Origin of the sequence: Klebsiella sp. RHBSTW-00484 (genome assembly GCF_013705725.1) — a bacterium.
Taxonomy (GTDB): domain Bacteria; phylum Pseudomonadota; class Gammaproteobacteria; order Enterobacterales; family Enterobacteriaceae; genus Klebsiella.
The window spans coordinates 4,589,718-4,610,814 of record NZ_CP055481.1 but is presented as its reverse complement, the minus strand read 5'-3'; the positions used below and the strand labels follow the sequence as shown (position 1 = coordinate 4,610,814).

Below are 21,097 nucleotides of genomic sequence, written 5' to 3'. Positions count from 1 at the left end.
ATTGGCGCTAGAATGACGGAGTAGCACCGTTGGCTGTTCCGTCAGGAGGAAACATGAATATTAGCGATGTAGCCAAAAAAACCGGTTTGACCAGTAAAGCGATTCGTTTTTACGAAGAGAAGGGGCTGGTGACGCCGCCGCTGCGCAGTGATAACGGCTACCGCAGCTACAGCCAGCAGCATCTGGATGAACTGACTTTGCTACGGCAGGCCCGCCAGGTAGGATTTAATCTCGAAGAGTGCCGCGAGCTGGTATTTCTGTTCAACGATCCCTCCCGGCACAGCGCCGACGTGAAACGCCGGACGCTGGAGAAGGTAGCGGAGATTGAACGCCATATCAACGAGCTGCAAAGCATGCGTGCGCAGCTGCTGGCGCTGGCGGAGTCCTGCCCCGGCGATGACAGCGCGGATTGCCCGATAATTGATAATCTCTCAGGCTGCTGTCACCGCAAGGCGCAGGCTTAGCGCCGCGCCGGGTTGAGCATAAAGACCACCGTGCCGCGATAGTAAGAGGAGTCTTGCAACTGCCTTTCCGCCTGTCGATCGCGACTGCCGTTTTGTACCAGCCCGAGTTTGAACGGGATACGCAGTCGGCTGAGCGCGGGCAGATAATCCTGATAATTCGCCACCGTGCGGCGTCCCTGATAGCTTTGCACCACCAGTTCATCAACCGCCAGCGCGTTCAGTGTGGCAATATCACCGGTTTTGGCCCAGTCCAGCAGGCCTGTTACCCCCAGCGCGAACTCAGGCGGTAGCTGCCGGCGAAGCTGTTGCAAAAATTGGGCGTAGTCGGCGAGCTGATAAGTGGCTGCGTCAAAATCAACCTGCAGCCCAACCACCTGATTACCCGCTGCCCGCCAACGCTGCATCAGGCGTACGATCCGCGGCACAATCGTCTGCGGCACTTCAAGTGTGGTAAACCTGACGGTAAGCCAGATTGAGGGAAACGTCAGGCGGCTGACCGGCAGGCCAAGACGCTGGAATACCACCTCGCCCGCTCGCGTCAGCACCTCACCCTGATGCAAGTACACCGTCTGCGCGTTCCGCAGGTCATTGCTGGCTTTCACCCCGGACCACAGCCAGAAGGCGGAATGCTGGTGGGCATCCACACGCTCCGCCGCCTGTGCTGACCCGGCCAGCAGCGCGATTACCAGTAATATTTGAGTTTTTGCGCCCACGGGCTTCCTGGATACTGCGTTTTCAACTGCGTGAACCAGCCCTTACGCTGCAGTTTATCGACATCTTCGCCGCCGCATTCGTTGCTACCGGAGGGGGCGTAACAGAGGATCGCCCGATAGAGCGCATAGCTTTTATCTTCCGGCTCCGCTTTCGGCGAGGTGATAATCTGCTGGTAATAGCTTTGGCGATCGTACTGCCCCAGAGGCTGCTGGCGGTCGATGGCGGCCTCGAGCATGTCGTTGCCAGCTTCATCTTTCCATAGATCAACATGCGTTTGCGTGGTGCGGAAGAACTCGCCCAGGCAGTTAAGCGCATGGGCATCGTCGGCGTTTTTACTGAGCACGGTGACGGTGTCATCCAGGCTGCGGCAGGCATAATTGGCTTCGGTTGTCTCGCCATTCCAGTCGAAGCGGCTAAGGTTGACGTCGCTAAAGGCCTCGCTGATTACCGGTTGGGTAATGGCGGTGGCGAGCTTTTTGTCATTCAGCCAGTCGCTGAAGCGGCTTTCCGTGAGATCCTGCACTAGCAGCGTATGCAGAGCGATAGTGCGCTCTTCATCGTTGGGACCGCTGGCAGCCTGTTGGCGTAGCAGTTCAGGTGAGGCCTGGGTTTTCAGCACTCGGGAGCGAAAGCGTAGGTTGGTCACCTGGCTATCGGCGGCAAAGATGGCCTCTGCGTTACCGCTGTAGACCAGTGTTGCCGCCAGTTTTGCCTGGATATACTGCTGTTGCTCGTGGTCCTGGCTAAGTTGTAACAGCTGCTGCCAAAAATCGCGCGCCGCGGGCCACTGTTTTTGTCCCATCAGCGCTTCGCCGTAGAGTATCTGTTCGCTGAAGGCGAGAATATCATTCGCCAGCAGCGTTTTCGCTGGCGTGACAGCCTGAAGGATGGCGGTATCGTTGCCCGTCACGTTCCACAGTTGCAGTTGTAAGTCGCGCCACAGCGGTAGTTTTCCGCTCTTCTCAAACACCTCTTTGCTGGCGTCCAACTGCGCCTGGGTTAAGGTCGGTTTATTGTCGGCGTTCAGGCGCAGGGCGCGGAGAAGTTCGACATAACTGACCTGCGGCGCGTCGGGAAATGCTGCCTGAACGGGCTGCTCGTAGAACGGCATGCCGAAGACATTATCATATTCACTCACCAGTCTACGCAGTTCCCCGGCATCGGCAGCCCGCAGGAAGGCCTGCTCATATAATCCGGCCAGTTGCGGCCACGCCTGCAGATACCAGTTAATGCGGCGCAACATGTTGCGCGCGGAGTCGGTATAAAGCCCCTCCGGCCAGCGCTGCAAATAGGTTTGCGCTTCTTTTTGCGCCAGTGAGGCATCATCACGATTGATCCGCGCGATATCAAAATCGCCATACTGCCCGACGCTGTACTGGCTACTTTTATTGAGCGCCGTGCGCATCAGCATATATTGCGCGGTCTCGGTCAGCCAGGGCTGCTTACTTTCCAGCAACAAGGTAAAAGCTTGAGTCGCGGCGGTGTAATCTCCACCATAGAAGTGTGCGATGCCGGAGAGGTAATAAGCGAATAAGTCGGCGTCCGCATCTGCCGGGAAGCTATTGAGGATATCAGCGACTGCGGTGATATTGGCGCCATAAAATAGTTTCAGCCGCGCCAGCGCCAGGTCATGACGCTGCTGTGGGGTCACAGAGGGTGCGGCCAGTAGGGCGGCGTTGAACTGGCTGACGGCGGCAAGGGTGTTGCTGACAAAACGGTTTTCCAGTTCATAGTCGGATGTTCCCAGCCGTTCAGCCGAATCGGCTGGCATCACCTGCGCGGGATCGATATTCAGCGCCGCCATTTGTCGGGTAAAGGTTTCGTCTTCGCTTTGCGCAGGCGGTGCGGGAGGCGGCGGCGCGCTATCCCACTCAGGATGCCAGTCGAAGTAAACATCGCGGGTACGGCTGACATCAGCGGAAATGGCCTGAACAGGAAGGGCGAATGATTTCGCTTCGCTCAGCAGGCGCAACAGATTATCGCGAGAATCGTTTTCAGGGGTGAGGGTCGGGTCGCCTTTTAACAGGCATAACTTGTCGCTCCACGAGCAATCTTCGATATCAGAAGATGCAAATACCTGGGGGGCTGCCGCCAGCAGGGCGCAGAGCGAAAAGGTAAACGTTGTCTTCCTGACCATAACGGGTGTCCTGTGGCATTATTATCGTGATATGGCTCTTATATGTAGGGTTATCCCTTCGACGGCGACCACTTCAACCTTGCTACCCGCCGCGAGGTCTTCATCGGCGATCACCGGCCAGGAGCTGTCGCCGACGCGTACATGGCCGCGACCGTTTTCCAGCGCGAGGTCGAGAGTCAAACGACGGCCAATCAGCTGCAGCCCACGCTGATTGAGCTGGGTGTCTGCGGGTTTCTGGCGCTTGACGCTGTTACGCAACCAACGTGACCACAGCCAGGCTGCCAGCAGGGTCAGCACGGCGAACAGTGTTCCCTGCCACTCCCAGCTAAACGGTAGCATCCAGATTAACAAGCCGGTAATGACCCCGGCGATGCCGCTCCACAGCAGATAACCGTTGCCGCCAAGCATTTCCGCCGCCAGCAGCAGCCCGCCGAGGCTGAGCCAGAAAATATGCGGATGGGCAATAATCATCTCAATCATGATTTTTTCCGGTCGCCAGCGCCTTCTTTAATCAGCTCGCTAATCCCGGCGATGGAGCCCATCAGGCTGGTGGCATCCAGCGGCATCAGCACCACTTTACTGTTGTTGGCGGAGCCAATCTGCTGTAGCGCGTCGGTATATTTCTGCGCGACAAAGTAGTTGATCGCCTGAATATCGCCTTCGGCAATCGCTGTAGAAACCATCTGCGTGGCGCGTGCTTCCGCTTCGGCAGAACGTTCGCGGGCCTCAGCTTGTAAAAACGCCGACTGGCGCTCACCTTCGGCTTTAAGGATCTGTGATTGCTTTTCACCTTCCGCTTTCAGGATCTCAGCCTGACGCACCCCTTCGGCTTCAAGGATATAGGCGCGTTTGGTTCGTTCGGCCTTCATCTGGGCGTTCATTGAGGAGATCAGTTCAGCCGGTGGGCGCACGTCGCGGATCTCAACGCGGGTAATTTTAATCCCCCACGGGTTCGTCGCTTCGTCAACGATATGCAGCAGGCGGGTATTGATGCTGTCGCGCTGGGAGAGCATTTCATCGAGCTCCATAGAGCCCAGTACGGTACGAATATTGGTCATCGCCAGGTTGATAATCGCCAGCTCCAGATTGCTGACCTCATAGGCAGCTTTCGGCGCATCGATAACCTGAATAAAGCACACTGCATCAATAGTGACGTTGGCGTTATCGCGCGAAATGACCTCCTGTGAAGGGATGTCGAGGACCTGCTCCATCATATTAATTTTGCGCCCGACGCGATCCATAAACGGCACCACAAGGTTTAGGCCTGGCTGCAGCGTTTTCGTATAACGGCCAAAGCGTTCGACGGTCCACTGGAAGCCTTGAGGGACGATTTTTACACCAGCAATAACGATAACCAGCGCGACGAAGATGAGAATAGGGATAAAAATTAGCATCAAAAACCTCCTGTTTTATTGCTGTTGACGCGCCCGTAGCGTGGCGCATGTATAATCAGAGTATATCTTCCCGGGCATCCCGGTGGAAGAAAACTGGAGTAAACTAACCGCGTTATGGGAAAAACGGAAACAATAATGACGGAGAATAACGCTATTTTGCATCTTGAAGGTGTGGGGTTTCAGGCTGACGATGTGGTGATTCTCAATGAGGTTAATCTTCAGCTCAGGGCAGGGGAATTTAAACTGATTACCGGACCTTCCGGTTGTGGGAAAAGCACGTTATTAAAAATTATCGCCTCGCTGCTCAGCCCAACATCAGGGCAGATTTTTTTCGAAGGTAAGGATATTAATACTTTATCGCCGGAAATCTACCGCCAGCAGGTTTCATACTGCGCGCAGACTCCCGCGCTATTTGGTGATTCGGTATATGACAATCTGGTCTTTCCGTGGCAAATCCGCAATAAACAGCCGGATCAGAAATTGCTGGTGGCCGATCTGCTGCGCTTTGGACTGGCGGAAAACACGCTGGAAAAATCAATCAATGAACTTTCCGGCGGCGAAAAACAGCGCGTGTCATTGATTCGTAATCTGCAATTTTTACCGCAGGTGTTGTTGCTTGATGAAATTACCAGCGCGCTGGACGAGAGCAATAAAAGCAATGTGAATGACATTATTCATCGCTATGTGACGGAAAAAAATATTGCCGTGCTGTGGGTGACTCACGATCAAAATGAAATTGCTCATGCGGATGAAGTGATTACGCTCCAGCCTGCCGCAGGGAAAGTTCAGGAGGTGAAAAATGAACGGGCATAATATTACCAATGAGTCGCTGGCGTTATCCATGGTTTTGGTGCTGGTGGCGATTGTGGTCAGCTATCGGGAAAAGCTAGCGCTGGAAAAAGATATTATCTGGAGTATTTGTCGGGCGATCGTGCAACTGATTATCGTCGGCTACGTGCTGAAATATATCTTTAACGTTAATCATGCCGTACTGACGTTGCTGATGGTGCTGTTTATCTGTTTTAACGCGGCGTGGAATGCGAAAAAACGCAGCAAATATATCGATAAAGCTTTTTTGTCTTCTTTTATTGCGATAACTACCGGGGCCGGGTTAACCCTGTCGGTACTGGTCTTTTCCGGGTCGATTGCTTTTGTGCCGATGCAGGTGATTCCGATTGCCGGGATGGTCGCCGGAAACGCGATGGTGGCAGTGGGGCTATGTTACAACAATATGGGCCAGCGTTTTAGCAGCGAACAGCAGCAGATTCAGGAGAAATTGAGCCTGGGGGCGACGCCGAAGATGGCTTCCGCAAGGTTGATTCGCGATAGCATTCGCGCCGCGCTGATCCCGACGGTGGACTCGGCGAAAACGGTTGGGTTAGTGAGTTTGCCGGGGATGATGTCAGGCTTGATTTTTGCCGGAATTGACCCGGTAAAAGCGATTAAGTATCAGATTATGGTGACGTTTATGCTGCTATCGACCGCCAGCCTGTCAACGATTATCGCCGGGTACCTGACCTACCTCAAGTTCTTCAACGCTCGCCATCAGCTGGTGGTAACGCAGTTGAAAAAGCGCCCGTAAGCTTTCCCCCGGGTTGCGGCGTAAACGCCTTACCCGGGCTACAGGCCCGCAGACGGCGGTGAACCAGTAGCCCGGCTAAGCGCAGCGCGAGCCGGGAAGAAGCAGCGGCGATGCATCCGCTCCGGCACATTTCCCGGAGGCGATGCTGCGCATCTGTCCGTATATGGACACCTCCCGTGATGCAAGCTATTTTTTGTGTGAGTCACCAGGGTAAGTTGCGTTCGTATATCCGGCCTCTCTTTCGGTACCGTCGTACCCGGGCCATGATGTGTTCTGCTCACCTGCTTCCTTTCGGGCTATCGGCTTTGCTTCGCAGGGAGCCTTCGGACAGGCCGGATTTCTCAGGTGCTGGTCTTACCGGTTACTCATCACGCTAAATCGCTTCGCAATCTCACGACAGGGTTACTGCTCTTTTTACTGCATGGCTCACGGGGCGTCGGTTAACCGGCGACCCGTGAACCATGGTAATCTTCTCCGCGACTCATCACCGCCCACGCTATCCGCACATTCTTGTTCGCCAGCGCCACCGTCGCGATATTCCGGTTCCGTCTTTCCGCCACCGACTGCAGCCACTGGCTCCGCCGGTCTTCTTTGCCTGCACATGTCTTCAGAACTGACCGTGCCCCGTGGATGACCAGCGTACGCAGGTAGCTGTCACCCCGCTTGCTGATATGCCCCAGCTGCTGCTTACCGCCGCTTGAGTGCTGCCGGGGAACCAGCCCCACATAAGCCGCCATCTCCCGACCGTTCTTAAACTGCGTCGCGTCACCCAACAACGCCACCATCGCGCTGGCGGTTATCACGCCGATACCTTCTATTTTCATCAGCCGCTGGATGCAGATATCTTCCCGCGCCGCCTCTGCGAGCCGCCGGTCATGCCCCGCCACCCGGTCATCCAGCATCCGCAGCTCTTCGGCCAGCTCGCACAGCAGGCGCATAAACCGGTCATCCCACTGCTCCTGCTGTGACAGTATCTCCGGCAGCGCCTTACGCAACTGGCTGATGCCGACCGGCAGCACCACGCCGAATTCGCCCAGAAAGCCCCGTATCTCGTTGCACAGCGCCGTGCGGCTTTTTATCACTCTGGCCCGCACGCGATGCTCAGCCTGAAGAGTCTGCTGGCGCTCTGTCTTAACCGCGACGAAGCGCATGGCGGGGCGGCTGATGGCTTCACAGATGGCTTCGGCATCGTTGGCATCATTCTTGTTGCCTTTGAGGTAAGGCTTGACGAATTTCGGGGGAATAATGCGCACGGTATGCCCCATGCGGGTGAGTTCGCGGGACCAGTAGTGGGATGATGCGCAGGCTTCAATCCCGATGGTGCAGGGAGCCAGCTGAGAGAAATAAGCGTGCATGTGGGCGCGGCGGAGAGATTTCCGTACGACGACATGTTCATGGTGATCCACAGCATGGATCTGAAAGACATTTTTTGCCAGGTCAAGACCGATACGTTTAATATTCATGGTGGACACCTCCTCCTGTGGACTGCAGGTAACACTTCCAGTCTGGCACGTTCTGATGCCGTAAGGTGGGAGGTGTCCATCACATCGGGCTACAGGCCCGCAGACGGCGGTGAATCAGTAGCCCGGCTAAGCGCAGCGCGAGCCGGGAAGAAGCAGCGGCGATGCATCCGCTCCGGCACATTTCCCGGAGGTGATGCTGCGCATCTGTCCGGGCTACCGGCTCGCAGACGGCGGTGAACCCGTAGCCCGGTCAGCGCCACCGGGGTATTTACTATTAATAAAGCAGTGAATAGAGCTGACGGCGGTACTTCGCTGCCAGCGCGTCTCCGGTGCCGAGTGCGGCGAGGATCTCCTGAAGCATCTTACGAACCTCACCGTTTCCTGCATCCAAATCTTTTTGCAGATGGCTGAACAACAGCGCCAGGGCTTCTTCGTTGCGCCCAACCTGATGCAGCTGTAATGCCAGTTGGGAAGCCAGCGCCGCGTCTTCCGGGTTTTGTTCAACCTGCTGCTGCAACTGCTGAATTTCCGGCGTATCGGCGGCTTTTTTCAGCAGCTCAATCTGCGCCACCAGTCCCTGATAACGGGTATCCTGATCCTGCAGCGGCACGGTTTTCAGCACGGCTTCTGCTTCGTCTGAACGGTGCAGCGCGATCAGCGTTTCTGCCAGCAGCAGGCCAATTTGGCTCTCCTGGTTAGACAGCTGCCAGGCATCTTTCAGTAGCGGCAGCGCCTCGGCGTAGTTCTCTTCCTGCATCAGCGCCATGGCCTGCTGCGCCTTCAACTCCTCTTCGCGCGGCAGGAATTTATCCAGCAGCGCACGAACAGCTTCTTCCGGCTGCGGGCCTTCGAATCCGTCCACCGGCTGACCGTTCTGGAACAGGTATACCGTAGGAATCGCGCGCAGGCCAAACTGTGAAGCCAGCATTTGCTCGGCGTCGCAATCAACTTTTGCCAGAGTAAACAGACCGTTGTACTGCGCGGCCAGGCTTTCCAGCACCGGCGTCAGCTGTTCGCAGTGTTGGCTGCGCGCGGACCAGAAATAGAACAGCACTGGCGTAGTCGCGGATTGCTGCAGCGTCTGGTGTAGGTTGGCTTCGGTAATATTGATAATATTTTGTGCGGACATGAGCGGATCTCTTTAGTCGATACTTATACTCGTCATCCTTCAAACTGCCTCTTTGTTGGCTACGTCTTCTCACCCCAGTCACTTACTTGAGTAAGCTCCTGGGGATTCGCAGACTTGCCGCCTCGATGCATCTTGAATGATTTTGTGTATATGGATATATGGGGGCAGCGCCAGGTGCTTCAACTCAGCCCTGGATAATTTTGTCCATCGCGCGGGTCGGCAGCAGGCGTTTAAGCAGGGCCACCGCGTGCGTCACCAGGGTCACCGGGTAGCGCAGTTTCGGTTTATCGCTGACAAATGCATGGCGTACCTTTTCCACTACCGCTTCCGGCCCAAGGGTAAAGCGGGCGGCAATACCGGGATTTTCCACGGGCTTGTCGGCCTGAGTCTGGTTAACGTTAGTGGTAAAGCGGGTGTGGATGGGCCCCGGCTCAATCAGGCTGACCTTAATCCCGCTATGACGTAACTCCATGCGCAGGGCGTCTGACCAGGCTTCCAGCGCATATTTACTGGCGGCGTAGGCGCCGCGACCCGGGCTGGAGATAATCCCCATTACCGATGATGTCATCACGATACGCCCTTCGCCGTGCGGCTCCATTGCCGGAAGCAGCAGCATCGTTAACTGATGTGCGCCGAAAAAATTGGCGGAAAACTGCTGCTCCATCTGCTGACGGCTGATGGTTGGCAGCGGGCCGTAGACGCCGTATCCCGCGTTATTAAACAAGCCATACAGGCGATTGTCTGTCAGGGCGATAACCTCTGCGGCGGCGCGCTCCACGCTCTGCGGATCGTCAAGATCCAGCAAAACACCGGTCAGTCCCAGCTCCTGCATCCGCGCGACATCGTCCGTTTTGCGGCAGGCGGCTAGCACGTTAAAGCCCTGGCGCTTTAAATCCAGCGCGCTTTCAAGGCCAATTCCGCTGGAACATCCTGTAACTAAAACCGATTTTTGCATAACTTTACCTGCAAACGACTCCCGGCTGTCAGGAGTCATGATTAACTAAGGGAGCCAAACGCGTGGCCATCCAGTCGGCGATAAACGGCTGGGCATCGCGATTAGGGTGAATTCCATCGTCCTGCATCCACTGCGGTTTCAGATAAACCTCTTCCATAAAAAAGGGCAGCAGAGGAATATCGAACTCTTTGGCCAGTGCCGGATAGATTGCGCTAAAGGCTTCATTATAACGGCGACCATAGTTAGCGGGCAGGCGAATTTGCATCAGTAACGGCTCGGCGTTCGCCGCTTTGATATCCTGAATAATGGTACGCAGGGTCTGCTCTGTCTGCTGCGGCGGGAAACCGCGCAGACCGTCGTTGCCACCCAGCTCAACCAGCACCCAGCGCGGCTGATGCTGTTTGAGCAACGTCGGAAGCCTTGCCAGCCCCTGCTGTGAGGTATCGCCACTGATGCTGGCGTTAACCACTGGCGTTTTGGTCTGCCACTTATCGTTAAGCAGCGCAGGCCAGGCGGTATTGCCCGCCATTCGATAACCGGCGCTCAGACTGTCGCCGAGAACCAACAGCGTGTCGGCCGCCATCGCGCGGCAGGTAAACAGGACCAGAAACAGGAAAGGCAAATGCCAGCGGAAAACATACTTGAAGTTCATCATCTTAAGAAGTCCGTCGGTCAGGGTGAGCATCAGCTTTCCATCCTTACCGGAGTTGAGCTGGTTGTCAAACAGGGGCAGACCATTGCCCTGATTGGCGAGTCGGGTTCCGGTAAATCGACGCTGCTGGCGATCCTCGCCGGGCTGGACGACGGCAGCAGCGGTGAAGTCTCGCTGCTCGGACAACCGCTACATCAGATGGACGAAGAGGCGCGAGCGAAGCTGCGCGCTAAGCACGTCGGCTTTGTTTTTCAATCTTTTATGCTGATACCCACCCTCAACGCCCTCGAAAACGTCGAGCTTCCGGCGTTGCTGCGCGGTGAAAGCGACAGCCAGAGCCGCGGTAGCGCCCGCGCGTTGCTGGAACAGCTGGGGCTGGGAAAACGTCTGCATCATCTGCCGGTACAGCTTTCCGGCGGCGAACAGCAGCGTGTCGCGCTGGCGCGGGCGTTTAACGGTCGTCCGGAACTGCTGTTCGCCGATGAACCCACCGGCAATCTTGACCGACACACCGGAGATAAAATCGCCGACCTGCTGTTTTCACTGAACCGCGAGCACGGTACCACGCTGATTTTAGTCACCCATGACCCGCTGCTGGCGGCGCGCTGCGACCGGCGGCTGCGCCTGGTGGATGGTCTGTTGCAGGAGGAAGCATGATTGCCCGCTGGTTCTGGCGAGAATGGCGCTCGCCGTCGCTGCTGATTGTCTGGCTGGCGCTGAGCCTGGCGGTGGCCTGCGTGCTGGCGCTGGGTTCGATAAGCGACCGCATGGAGAAAGGGCTTAGCCAACAGAGCCGCGAATTTATGGCTGGAGACCGCACGCTGCGTAGCTCGCGCGAGGTCCCTGCCGCATGGATTGACGAAGCGCGTCGGCTCGGCTTAACCGTTGGCGAACAACTGAACTTCGCCACTATGACCTTTTCCGGCGATACGCCGCAGCTGGCGGAGGTGAAAGCGGTTGACGACACCTATCCGCTATATGGTCAGTTGCAAACCCAGCCGCCGGGTCTGAAGCCGCAGGCCGGAAGCGTGCTGCTGGCACCGCGATTGATGGCGCTGTTGAATCTGAAAACCGGCGACACCATTGACGTGGGGGACGCTACGCTGCGCATTGCCGGGGAGGTCATTCAGGAGCCTGATGCCGGGTTTAACCCCTTCCAGATGGCGCCGCGGCTGATGATGAATACCGCTGATGTGGCGAAAACCGGCGCGGTGCAGCCCGGTAGTCGTGTCTCGTGGCGCTATAAATATGCCGGAACTCCGCAGCAACTGGCGGATTATGAAAAGTGGCTGCTGCCAAAGCTGGGGCCGGAACATCGCTGGATCGGCCTCGAGCAGGACGATAGCGCATTAGGTAAATCGCTGGAGCGCTCGCAGCAGTTTTTGCTGCTCTCGGCGCTGTTAACGCTGCTGTTGGCGGTTGCCGCGGTGGCGGTGGCGATGAGCCATTACTGCCGCAGCCGTTACGATCTGGTGGCGATCCTTAAAACCCTCGGTGCCGGGCGGACACAGCTGCGCAAGCTCATTGTCGGACAATGGCTGATGCTGCTGGCGCTGGCGGTGATTGCCGGCGGGGCGATGGGAGTCGGGCTGGAAAATATCCTGCTGGTGATGCTTAAGCCGGTGCTCCCGGCGGCGCTCCCGGCAGCAAGCGGCTGGCCGTGGCTGTGGGCGATTGGCGCGATGGTGGTGATATCCCTGCTGGTCGGGCTGCGTCTTTATCGGCTGCTGCTGGCGACGCTGCCGTTGCGGGTGCTGCGTCAGGATGTGGTGGCTAACGTCTGGCCGCTGAAGTTCTATATCCCGCTGGTCTGCGTAATTGTTGTCGGGCTGCTGGCGTTGCTGATGGGTGGCAGTCCACTGCTGTGGGCGGTACTGGCGGGTGCGGTGGTGCTGGCGCTGCTGTGTGGCCTGGCGGGGTGGGGCGTCCTGTGGTTACTGAAGCGCGTGACGCTGAAAGCGCTGCCGCTGCGTCTGGCGGTCAACCGCCTGCTGCGTCAGCCGTGGTCGACGCTAAGCCAGCTGGCGGCCTTCTCGCTGTCGTTTATGCTGCTGGCCCTGCTGCTGGTGCTGCGCGGCGATCTGCTTGACCGCTGGCAGCAACAGCTGCCGCCGGAAAGCCCTAATTACTTCTTAATCAACATCGCGCCGGAGCAGGTGGTGCCGGTGAAAACGTTCCTCGCCGAGCATCAGACTCGCGCGACCGAGTTCTACCCGATTGTGCGTGCCCGCCTGACGAAAATTAACGGTCAGGAAGCTGTAGGTAATAAAGATGAAGCTTTGAATCGCGAGCTGAACCTCACCTGGAGCAGCGAGCGACCGGATCATAACCCGCTGGTGGCTGGAAGCTGGCCGCCGAAAGCGGGCGAGGTCTCGATTGAAGAGGGGCTGGCCCAGCGGCTGGGCGTTAAGCTCGGCGATAGCGTGACCTTTACTGGCGATACTCAGGACTTTAGCGCCAAAGTGACCAGCGTGCGCAAAGTTGACTGGGAGAGCCTGCGGCCGAACTTCTTCTTTATCTTCCCGCAGGGGGCGCTCGACGGACAGCCACAAAGCTGGCTGACCAGCTTCCGCTGGGATAACGGCAACGGGATGCTGACGCAGCTCAACCGCGAGTTCCCGACAGTCAGCCTGCTGGATATTGGGGCGATTTTGCAGCAGATTGGCCAGGTGCTGACCCAGGTCAGCCGCGCCCTGGAGGTGATGGTGATTCTGGTGACTGCCTGCGGCATTTTGCTGCTTCTGGCTCAGGTGCAGGTGGGAATGCGTCAGCGCTATCAGGAGTTGGTGGTCTGGCGTACGTTGGGTGCCGGGAAGTCTCTGCTGCGCACGACGCTGTGGGCCGAATTTGCCCTGCTGGGCGTGGTTTCCGGCGTGGTGGCGGCGATTGGTGCAGAGGTGGCGCTGGCGCTGCTGCAAACCAAAATCTTTGATTTCCCATGGCCTCCGGACTGGCGGCTGTGGGTAATGCTGCCGCTCTGCGGGGCGATACTGCTGTCGCTGTGCGGCGGCTGGCTGGGGCTGCGTCTGTTGAAAGGTAAGGCGCTGTTCCGCCAGTTTAGCCAGGGATAGGGTTAGTGCCCCAGCAAGTTATGCCATCATGTAGCCCGGGTAAGGCACTAGCCGCAACCCGGGAGTTTTCACCCGGCTACCGTTTCACTGCTCTCTGCGGAAAGTAGCCCGGGTAAGGCGTCAGCCGCAACCCGGGGTGTACTCGGTACGGATGCGAGTTGCTATTACAGATGACCGTGGTTCAGGATGGTGAGCGGCTCATTAACGTCGAAGATTTTGCAGATAACCTCATCCACCCCCAGAGACTTCAGACGCGCGGTGTGCTTATTGAGGTAAGCAAGCGCGGTCTCTTCATCCTGGAAAAGATAAATTCCGCCTGCTTCATGATTCTGTTCGCTTTCAGTCCAAACCTTCCAGATAAACCCCGGCTCCTGGTTAATTGACTCGGCCAGCTCCACAAGCTGACGGGACATCTCGCTGCCGAAGGGCCCGTTAAAGGCAAAGTGCAGCTGCAGTAGTTTTTTTGACATAATTCCTCCTTGGATGGTGTACAGCGGTAATACTTCATTTTAATGACAATGCGATGAAATTATAACCATCAATATTTTAACGACACAAAATGATAACTCACTGATTTTTAACCGCACAAAACATTAAAAACCCAACAACACGGCATACTAAATCGCAGTTAATATTCAACTGGAAAATATAAGGTTGCTTATTAATCAAGGAAAAAGTATGGCACATAAAATCAAAGCGCTGGCGATATCGATCGGCGCAGCCCTGGCGTTAACCTCTTTTGCATCCCAGGCTGAAATTACGCTATTAAAACAAGACCCTCAAGCGGGCTATCCGTTAAGTCGACTGAACTTCACCGTCGGCGGGAGTATTCGTCCGCAGTTCAATATGATGTCCGGCGATGGCGATAAAGGCTCTTATAAACGTAACGGTTTTGACGGCGGCACCCGTTTCCGCTTCGCGGCTGACTACTATCTGTTTGATGATATTAGCTGGATCAGCTACTACGAGCTGGGTGTCAATATTCCGGCGCTCTTCGACTGGGATAACCACTATGCCGAAGGCGCAAACGACACCAGCCGCCGTATGCTCTACACCGGCCTGAAAAGCGATACCTGGGGGACGTTAACTTACGGTCAGCAGAACAGCGTTTATTACGATGTAGTGGGCGTGAAAACCGATATCTGGGATTACGACATGGTCGGCCAGGCCCCGGGCAACGGGATCAACGGCGATTACGATGGATCTTACCGTTCACGCAATATGCTGAAATATAAGAAAACCGTCGGTGACGTCGATCTCTACGCTTCTTATCTGTTTGAAGACAGCGAATATCTGCCGGGCAACGGTCTGCGCTATAAGCGTAAAGGCGGCGGCTCCATCGGTGCGGATTACCACATCATGAAGGACCTGACCTGGGGCACCGCGTGGAACTATACCCGCGCCGATATGCGTAACCCGTCAAATTCGGACAGCAAATCTTACGACCAGAATATCGTCGGTACCGCGCTGAGCTGGACGCCGGATAACTGGACCTTCTCCTTCGGCGGCGGTTGGTATCAAAACTTCCTGACCACCAGGAAAACCGATGTACACAACTACTTCGCGGGCGATGCCTGGGGGATTGAGTACTTTGCCGGTTATAAATTCCCGATTGGTCAGTATGCGCTGAAATCTATTCAGCCGTACTTTATGGGCGACCGCCTGCAGTACGTGAATGGCCGCAACTACCAGCGCATTGATAACGGCGTCGGCGTAAGCTTCCAGCTGGATTACGGCTTCCGCGTTGATTATGAACACGTCTTCACGTCCAGCACTGACAACCTGGGTGATATGAACCTGGTACGTCTGCGTTACGACTTCTAAGCGGTCACAGCTTCCCGGTGGCGCTGTGCGCCGGTTTTCTCCCTCTCCCTGTGGGAGAGGGCCGGGGTGAGGGCATTGGGAGACTTTTCCCCCTCACCCTAACCCTCTCCCCAAAAGGGAGAGGGGATCACTCCTCTGCACTTTTTAGCCAGGCGGCGACTTCCTGCCAGCTGCCGCGAAAGATAATCTTCTCCGCCTTTTTCCCGAGCTGATAGCGGTACATCGGATCGTAATACTCGTTCAGCAGGGGAACCAGCCAGCCAAAATGGGTTTCTGTGCTACCGGTGCGCTGCTGCTCAGCCAGTGCCTCATTAAGCAGAGCGGTGAGCTGGGCAAAACGCTGTAACCCCAGGCGGCGGCGAATGGCGAACAGGCCATGATGCAGATATTCGCTGTACTCCTGCCACCCTTGCTCCTCGCCGTATGCGCCAATAAATTCACGATGCATCCGTGTGAAATACTCCTCGCGCAGCCGCTCAAGACGGATCTCAAACGGGTCCTCCACCACCGCCAGCGGCGACTGCGCCATACGAAGGCGCATACACTCCGGCAGATGATTTGCGCCGATCATATGCCCTTCATCTTCCAGCACCCAGCGCGTCTGCTGCTGTGACTTTTTGAGCATTGCTACCGCCAGGTGATTTTCAAAGGTGGCCTGCTGATGCTGCTCCTGCAAAGTCCGGCCAAACGAGGAGCCGCGATGATGAGCGAGGCCCTCGAGATCGATACCGTCGGGCTGGGCGCAAACCAGTTGGGTTTTACCGTTGCCAGTACAGCCGCCGATCAGCACGATAGGGCGCTGCACCAGCTCTTCGGTGAGCTGAATAGCCGCCTGGCGCAGTGCTTTATAACCGCCAACGATCAGCGGGTAATCAACGCCCGCTTCTTTCAGCCACTGCTGCACGATATGCGAACGCTGGCCGCCGCGGGCACAGCACAGGTAGCCATCGGGATGGCGCGCGCAGGCCTTTTTCCAGGCTGCAAGGCGGCTGGCGCGAACCTCGCCGTTCACCAGCTGGTGGCCCAGCGCGAGCGCGGCTTCCGCTCCCTGGCGCTTGTAGCAGGTGCCGACGGCTGCGCGTTCGTCATCGTTCATTAGTGGCAAATTGACAGCCGCAGGCATTGCGCTTTGCCTGAACTCAATGGGGGCGCGTACGTCAATCAGCGGCGTATCGCTGGCAAGAATCTGTCGAATATTCTGTGGTACTAATTCCATCATCCAAACCGTTAATCAATCCTGACGCGTCGCTCGACGCGATAATCCGTCTATTGTACGCGGTGAACGGAATGCTGGATTGATTTTTCACGGTGTATCGCTGAATAGCGTCAGAAACCCCTGAATTTCCGGGGCCGAATGGCTGAACAGCGAAGCGACATCCTGCACCGCTTTACCGGGATGATCTTTACGCCAGGCGAGGCTCAGAGGAGAGGGAGGGCGCATGGCCGGAATTTGCCGGGCAATAAGCTCGCCGCGGGCGATAAGCGGCTGGCACAGCGGCTCGGGTAAAAAACCAATGCCGACGCCTGCGATATGCGCCGCGACTTTGGTTTCAATATCCGGAACAATAATCTCTTTTTGCCCCGGCAGACGCCAGGCGACGCGCTTGGTCAACCGGCGGGCGCTGTCCTCTATATTCACCGCCGGATAGCGACGCAACTGGGCTTCTGATAGCGGGTCGGTTTGCTGGCTGAGCGGATGATGCGGCGACATCACGAACAGCCAGGTCACCTCGCCCAGCGGATTAACCGCAATGTTTTCCGATAAGGGTTCGGTGCCGGTCACGCCAATCGCCAGCGAAAAGTCATCGTGCAGAAGCGTATCCCAGACGCCCATATAGATTTGGCGTGAAAAATGAAATTGCGTAAAAGGGTAGCGCTGAGTGAGCCAGGCCAGCAGTCGCGCAATGGCCTGAGGGTGATACATCAGGTTATTCACGACGATATTGACCTGACGCTCAACGCCGTCGTTAATCTGCTGCAGCTCTCCAGGCATGCTGTCAATCCAGCCCAGCCACTCTCTGGCCTGCGCCAGCAGGTGCATTCCCGCCGGGGTTAGCAGGACGCTGCGGGTGGTACGACTAAAGAGCGCCACGCCGGTGTTATCTTCCAGCAGCTTAATGCGATAGCTGATGGTGGCGGTGGTTTTGTACAGTTTTTCCGCTGCTCTGGAGAAGCTACCGGTCTCCGCGACGCTCACAAATGTGCGCAGTGTTTCGGGATCTAGCATCGCCAATTTCCTCGTTATTTAATAATTCACCCCTGATTTTTAAGTATTTTTTCATAATATCCTTTTCAATAATGTGGCTTAAATCAGGTTTTGGAAAATTATTCCAACTTATAGTTGATGTCACTTTTAGATGACTCTGGATTGACCGCTACTGACATTACCCGTGATGTGTAAGAAGGTAGAACAGTTTTTAATGACTAAGGAAAATGCAATGAAGCTTGAAGTATTGCCGCTGACGCGTGAAGCATTCCGCCTCTATGGAGATGTTATCGAAACGCAAGGACAAGATTTTTTCCATATTAATGATGGCAAAGTGCAGCGCTTTCACGATCTGGCGAAGGTCGAGACGCTCCAGCAGGATCGGACGCTGATCAGCATTAATCGCGCCCAGCCAGCGGTGCTACCGATTGTGGTGACCGAGCTGGAACGCCATCCGTTAGGCACCCAGGCGTTTGTGCCGATGAATGGCGAAGCCTTTGTCGTGGTGGTCGCGGCGGGGGGCGATGAGCCGGATATGAACACCCTGCGGGCCTTTATCTCTAACGGCTGTCAGGGCGTCAATTATCACCGCAATGTCTGGCATCACCCACTGTTTGCCTGGCAAACCGAAACCGATTTTTTAACCGTCGATCGTGGCGGAAAAGATAACTGCGATGTCGTGGAGATCCCGACCGTGGAGTTGAGCTTTGCGTGAGGTTGCACGTGACGCTGCCGATTATCTTGCATAACATGTGGGCGCTTACACACTATTTATGCTCAGGTTTTGAGCCGGAGATAATCGAGGTATGACAGAAGTTAGAAGGCGCGGAAGGCCGGGCCAGCAGGAGCCGACCGCGCAAAAAGGCGCACAGGCGCTGGAGAGAGGGATCGCGATACTGCAATACCTTGAAAAGAGCGGCGGCAGCTCGTCGGTTAGCGATATTTCCCTGAATCTGGACTTACCGTTATCGACCACCTTTCGCCTGCTGAAGGTGCTGGAAGGCGCAGATTTTGTGTATCAGGACAGTCAGTTAGGCTGGTGGCACATCGGTCTTGGCGCATTTAACATCGGCTCGGCGTATATCCACAACCGGGATGTTTTATCAGTAGGCGGGCCGTTTATGCGCCGATTGATGCTGATGTCGGGCGAGACGGTCAACGTGGCTATTCGCAACGGTAACGAAGCGGTGTTGATTGGTCAGCAGGAGTGCAAATCGATGGTGCGAATGTGTGCCCCGCTGGGAAGCCGATTGCCGCTGCACGCGTCGGGGGCGGGGAAAGCGCTGCTGTATCCGCTGTCAGCAGAAGAGCTGATAGATGTCATCGTGAAGACCGGGTTGCAGCAATTTACGCCGACGACCATTGTCGATTTACCCGCGCTACAGCGCAATCTGGATGAGGCAAAAGTCAGCGGCTACTGCATCGACCAGGAGGAGCACGTGACGGGATTAAACTGTATTGCTTCAGCGGTTTACGATGATGTGGGGAGCGTAGTGGCGGCCATTTCGATTTCCGGGCCCGCTTCCAGACTCACTGCGGACCGCTTTGTCAGCCAGGGAGAGCTGGTGAGGGAGACCGCAAGGAATATCAGTACGGCGTTGGGCCTTAAAACTCAGGCGGATTGATAGCAGATTCGACCCGCTCGCAGGAGCGGGACTTTTTTGGCTGTATTCAAATTTGGAAAATTTTTCCAACATAGTGAGGTAGTGAAAATGGCAACAATGAGAGCCGTCGACGCGGCAATGTATATACTTGAAAAAGAAGGGGTTAATACTGCATTTGGCGTGCCTGGCGCGGCCATTAACCCTTTCTACTCAGCGATGCGCAAGCACGGCGGTATTCGTCATATCCTGGCTCGCCACGTAGAGGGTGCGTCGCATATGGCGGAAGGCTATACGCGCGCCACTGCCGGTAACATCGGCGTATGCCTGGGAACATCCGGCCCGGCGGGTACGGATATGATTACCGCTCTTTACTCTGCCTCCGCCGATTCCATTCCCATTCTGTGCATTACCGGTCAGGCACCGCGCGCTCGTCTGCATAAAGAGGATTTCCAGGCGGTGGATATTGAGTCTATCGCCAAGCCGGTCACCAAGATGGCGGTGACCGTGCGTGAAGCGGCGCTGGTGCCGGGCGTGCTGCAGCAGGCTTTCCACCTGATGCGTTCCGGCAGACCGGGTCCGGTGCTGATCGACCTGCCTTATGATGTCCAGGTGGCGGAAATCGAGTTCGATCCTGAGCTGTATTCGCCGCTCCCGGCTTATAAACCTGTTGCCACGCGTCCACAAATTGAACGTGCGCTGGCGATGTTACTGATGGCGGAGCGCCCGGTGATTGTCGCCGGTGGCGGGGTGATTAATGCCGACGCCGCAGCGCTGTTGCAGCAATTTGCGGAAATAACCCATGTGCCGGTGATCCCGACGCTGATGGGCTGGGGCTGTATCCCGGACGACCACGAGCTGATGGCGGGAATGGTTGGTTTACAGACCGCGCATCGCTACGGTAACGCCACGTTGCTGGCCTCCGACCTGGTGTTTGGTATCGGCAACCGCTTTGCTAACCGCCATACCGGTTCGGTAGAGAAGTACACTGCAGGGCGCAAAATCATCCACATTGATATCGAACCCACGCAGATTGGTCGCGTACTGTGTCCGGATTTAGGCATTGTCTCCGATGCGAAAGCCGCGTTAACCCAACTGGTGGAAATCGCGCAGCAGATGCAAAAAGAGGGCCGCCTGCCGCGCCGTGAGAGCTGGGTAGATGAGTGCCAGCAACGCAAACGCACGCTGCTGCGTAAAACGCACTTCGATAACGTGCCGGTTAAACCGCAGCGCGTCTACGAAGAGATGAACAAATCCTTTGGCCGCGACGTGTGTTACGTCACCACCATTGGTTTGTCGCAAATCGCTGCTGCGCAGATGCTGCACGTATTTAAAGACCGCCACTGGATCAACTGTGGTCAGGCGGGGCCGCTGGGCTGGACGCTTCCTGCCGCATTGGGCGTGTGTGCCGCCGATCCTGAACGCAACGTAGTGGCGATCTCCGGCGACTTCGACTTCCAGTTCATGATTGAAGAGCTTGCGGTAGGTGCGCAGTTCAATATCCCTTACGTTCACGTGCTGGTGAACAACGCCTACCTGGGCTTAATTCGTCAGTCGCAGCGCGCGTTTGACATGGATTACTGCGTCCAGCTGGCGTTTGAAAATATTAACTCCAGCGAAGTCAACGGTTATGGCGTTGACCACGTGAAGGTCGCTGAAGGCCTTGGTTGTAAAGCGATCCGCGTCATCAAACCTGAAGACATCGCGCCCGCGTTTGAACTGGCGAAAGCGTGGATGAAAGAGTATCGCGTCCCGGTAGTTGTGGAAGTGATCCTTGAGCGCGTCACCAATATCTCGATGGGCAGCGAGCTGGATAACGTCATGGAATTCGAAGACGTTGCCGACAGCGCCATTGATGCGCCGACCGAAACCTGCTTTATGAAATATGAATAAATGAGGTGAACC

The 21,097-nt window shown here is 56.3% G+C and carries 20 protein-coding genes; 9 read left to right on the top strand and 11 right to left on the bottom strand.

Annotated features, from left to right (window positions below; genetic code table 11):
• Positions 1-53 precede the first annotated feature (53 nt).
• Positions 54-464, top strand: a complete 411-nt coding sequence (cueR, locus tag HV213_RS21755; protein WP_181483264.1) for a Cu(I)-responsive transcriptional regulator — start codon at positions 54-56, stop codon at positions 462-464.
• On the opposite strand, the gene HV213_RS21750 is transcribed toward cueR, so the two are convergent.
• Genes HV213_RS21750 through HV213_RS21735 form a run of 4 tightly spaced genes read right to left on the bottom strand, consistent with a single transcriptional unit; the run spans position 461 to position 4,709 of the window.
• Positions 461-1,177 carry a DUF3142 domain-containing protein gene (locus tag HV213_RS21750; RefSeq protein ID WP_181483263.1) on the bottom strand — a complete coding sequence of 239 codons (717 nt, stop codon included), beginning with the start codon at positions 1,175-1,177 and terminating at the stop codon, positions 461-463. The genes cueR and HV213_RS21750 overlap by 4 nt on opposite strands.
• A complete protein-coding gene (locus HV213_RS21745) occupies positions 1,147-3,315 on the bottom strand; it encodes a PA5441 family protein (protein WP_181483262.1) in 2,169 nt (722 codons plus the stop codon). Before HV213_RS21745 ends, HV213_RS21750 begins: the two co-directional genes overlap by 31 nt.
• A gap of 21 nt (positions 3,316-3,336) precedes the next feature.
• Entirely contained in the window at positions 3,337-3,795 is a 459-nt protein-coding gene (locus HV213_RS21740; protein ID WP_181483261.1) for an NfeD family protein, read from the bottom strand.
• Positions 3,792-4,709, bottom strand: coding sequence for an SPFH domain-containing protein (locus tag HV213_RS21735; protein WP_181483260.1), 918 nt, complete (start codon positions 4,707-4,709; stop codon positions 3,792-3,794). The genes HV213_RS21740 and HV213_RS21735 overlap by 4 nt, the downstream gene beginning before the upstream one ends.
• Positions 4,710-4,844: 135 nt before the next feature.
• On the opposite strand from HV213_RS21735, the gene fetA reads away from it, so the two are divergent.
• Entirely contained in the window at positions 4,845-5,522 is a 678-nt protein-coding gene (gene fetA, locus HV213_RS21730; RefSeq protein ID WP_181483259.1) for an iron efflux ABC transporter ATP-binding subunit FetA, read from the top strand.
• Entirely contained in the window at positions 5,509-6,291 is a 783-nt protein-coding gene (gene fetB / locus HV213_RS21725; RefSeq protein WP_181483258.1) for an iron efflux ABC transporter permease subunit FetB, read from the top strand. The genes fetA and fetB overlap by 14 nt, the downstream gene beginning before the upstream one ends.
• Before the next feature lie 440 nt (positions 6,292-6,731).
• Here fetB and HV213_RS21720 read toward each other — a convergent pair whose 3' ends face one another.
• From HV213_RS21720 to tesA, 4 genes are all read right to left on the bottom strand, one after another.
• Positions 6,732-7,754, bottom strand: a complete 1,023-nt coding sequence (locus tag HV213_RS21720) for an IS110 family RNA-guided transposase (protein WP_181482387.1) — start codon at positions 7,752-7,754, stop codon at positions 6,732-6,734.
• A gap of 274 nt (positions 7,755-8,028) precedes the next feature.
• The gene (locus tag HV213_RS21715; RefSeq protein WP_181483257.1) at positions 8,029-8,883 is read right to left on the bottom strand and encodes a co-chaperone YbbN; all 855 of its coding nucleotides are present in this window, start codon (positions 8,881-8,883) and stop codon (positions 8,029-8,031) included.
• Between the two features lie 184 nt (positions 8,884-9,067).
• Positions 9,068-9,877 carry an SDR family oxidoreductase gene (locus HV213_RS21710; RefSeq protein ID WP_181483256.1) on the bottom strand — a complete coding sequence of 270 codons (810 nt, stop codon included), beginning with the start codon at positions 9,875-9,877 and terminating at the stop codon, positions 9,068-9,070.
• Positions 9,867-10,493 carry a multifunctional acyl-CoA thioesterase I/protease I/lysophospholipase L1 gene (gene tesA / locus HV213_RS21705; protein ID WP_139541395.1) on the bottom strand — a complete coding sequence of 209 codons (627 nt, stop codon included), beginning with the start codon at positions 10,491-10,493 and terminating at the stop codon, positions 9,867-9,869. Before tesA ends, HV213_RS21710 begins: the two co-directional genes overlap by 11 nt.
• Between tesA and ybbA the strand changes: the two genes are divergently transcribed.
• A complete protein-coding gene (ybbA, locus tag HV213_RS21700; RefSeq protein ID WP_181483255.1) occupies positions 10,461-11,147 on the top strand; it encodes a putative ABC transporter ATP-binding protein YbbA in 687 nt (228 codons plus the stop codon). The two genes, tesA and ybbA, sit on opposite strands and share 33 nt — an antisense overlap.
• Positions 11,144-13,561, top strand: coding sequence for a putative ABC transporter permease subunit YbbP (gene ybbP, locus HV213_RS21695; protein ID WP_181483254.1), 2,418 nt, complete (start codon positions 11,144-11,146; stop codon positions 13,559-13,561). The genes ybbA and ybbP overlap by 4 nt, the downstream gene beginning before the upstream one ends.
• Positions 13,562-13,725: 164 nt before the next feature.
• On the opposite strand, the gene HV213_RS21690 is transcribed toward ybbP, so the two are convergent.
• Entirely contained in the window at positions 13,726-14,031 is a 306-nt protein-coding gene (locus HV213_RS21690; protein WP_181483253.1) for a monooxygenase, read from the bottom strand.
• Positions 14,032-14,239: 208 nt separating this feature from the next.
• On the opposite strand from HV213_RS21690, the gene HV213_RS21685 reads away from it, so the two are divergent.
• Positions 14,240-15,385, top strand: a complete 1,146-nt coding sequence (locus HV213_RS21685) for a porin (protein WP_181483252.1) — start codon at positions 14,240-14,242, stop codon at positions 15,383-15,385.
• Between the two features lie 127 nt (positions 15,386-15,512).
• On the opposite strand, the gene mnmH is transcribed toward HV213_RS21685, so the two are convergent.
• Complete coding sequence (mnmH, locus tag HV213_RS21680; protein ID WP_181486477.1) at positions 15,513-16,601, bottom strand: tRNA 2-selenouridine(34) synthase MnmH; 1,089 nt, start codon at positions 16,599-16,601, stop codon at positions 15,513-15,515.
• 87 nt (positions 16,602-16,688) lie between these two features.
• Positions 16,689-17,612, bottom strand: coding sequence for an HTH-type transcriptional activator AllS (gene allS / locus HV213_RS21675; RefSeq protein ID WP_181483251.1), 924 nt, complete (start codon positions 17,610-17,612; stop codon positions 16,689-16,691).
• Between the two features lie 211 nt (positions 17,613-17,823).
• Between allS and allA the strand changes: the two genes are divergently transcribed.
• From allA to gcl, 3 genes are all read left to right on the top strand, one after another.
• Complete coding sequence (gene allA, locus HV213_RS21670) at positions 17,824-18,306, top strand: ureidoglycolate lyase (protein ID WP_181483250.1); 483 nt, start codon at positions 17,824-17,826, stop codon at positions 18,304-18,306.
• 91 nt (positions 18,307-18,397) lie between these two features.
• The gene (gene allR / locus HV213_RS21665; protein ID WP_181483249.1) at positions 18,398-19,216 is read left to right on the top strand and encodes an HTH-type transcriptional repressor AllR; all 819 of its coding nucleotides are present in this window, start codon (positions 18,398-18,400) and stop codon (positions 19,214-19,216) included.
• Positions 19,217-19,303: 87 nt separating this feature from the next.
• Entirely contained in the window at positions 19,304-21,085 is a 1,782-nt protein-coding gene (gcl, locus tag HV213_RS21660; protein WP_181483248.1) for a glyoxylate carboligase, read from the top strand.
• The last annotated feature ends 12 nt before the right edge of the window (positions 21,086-21,097 follow it).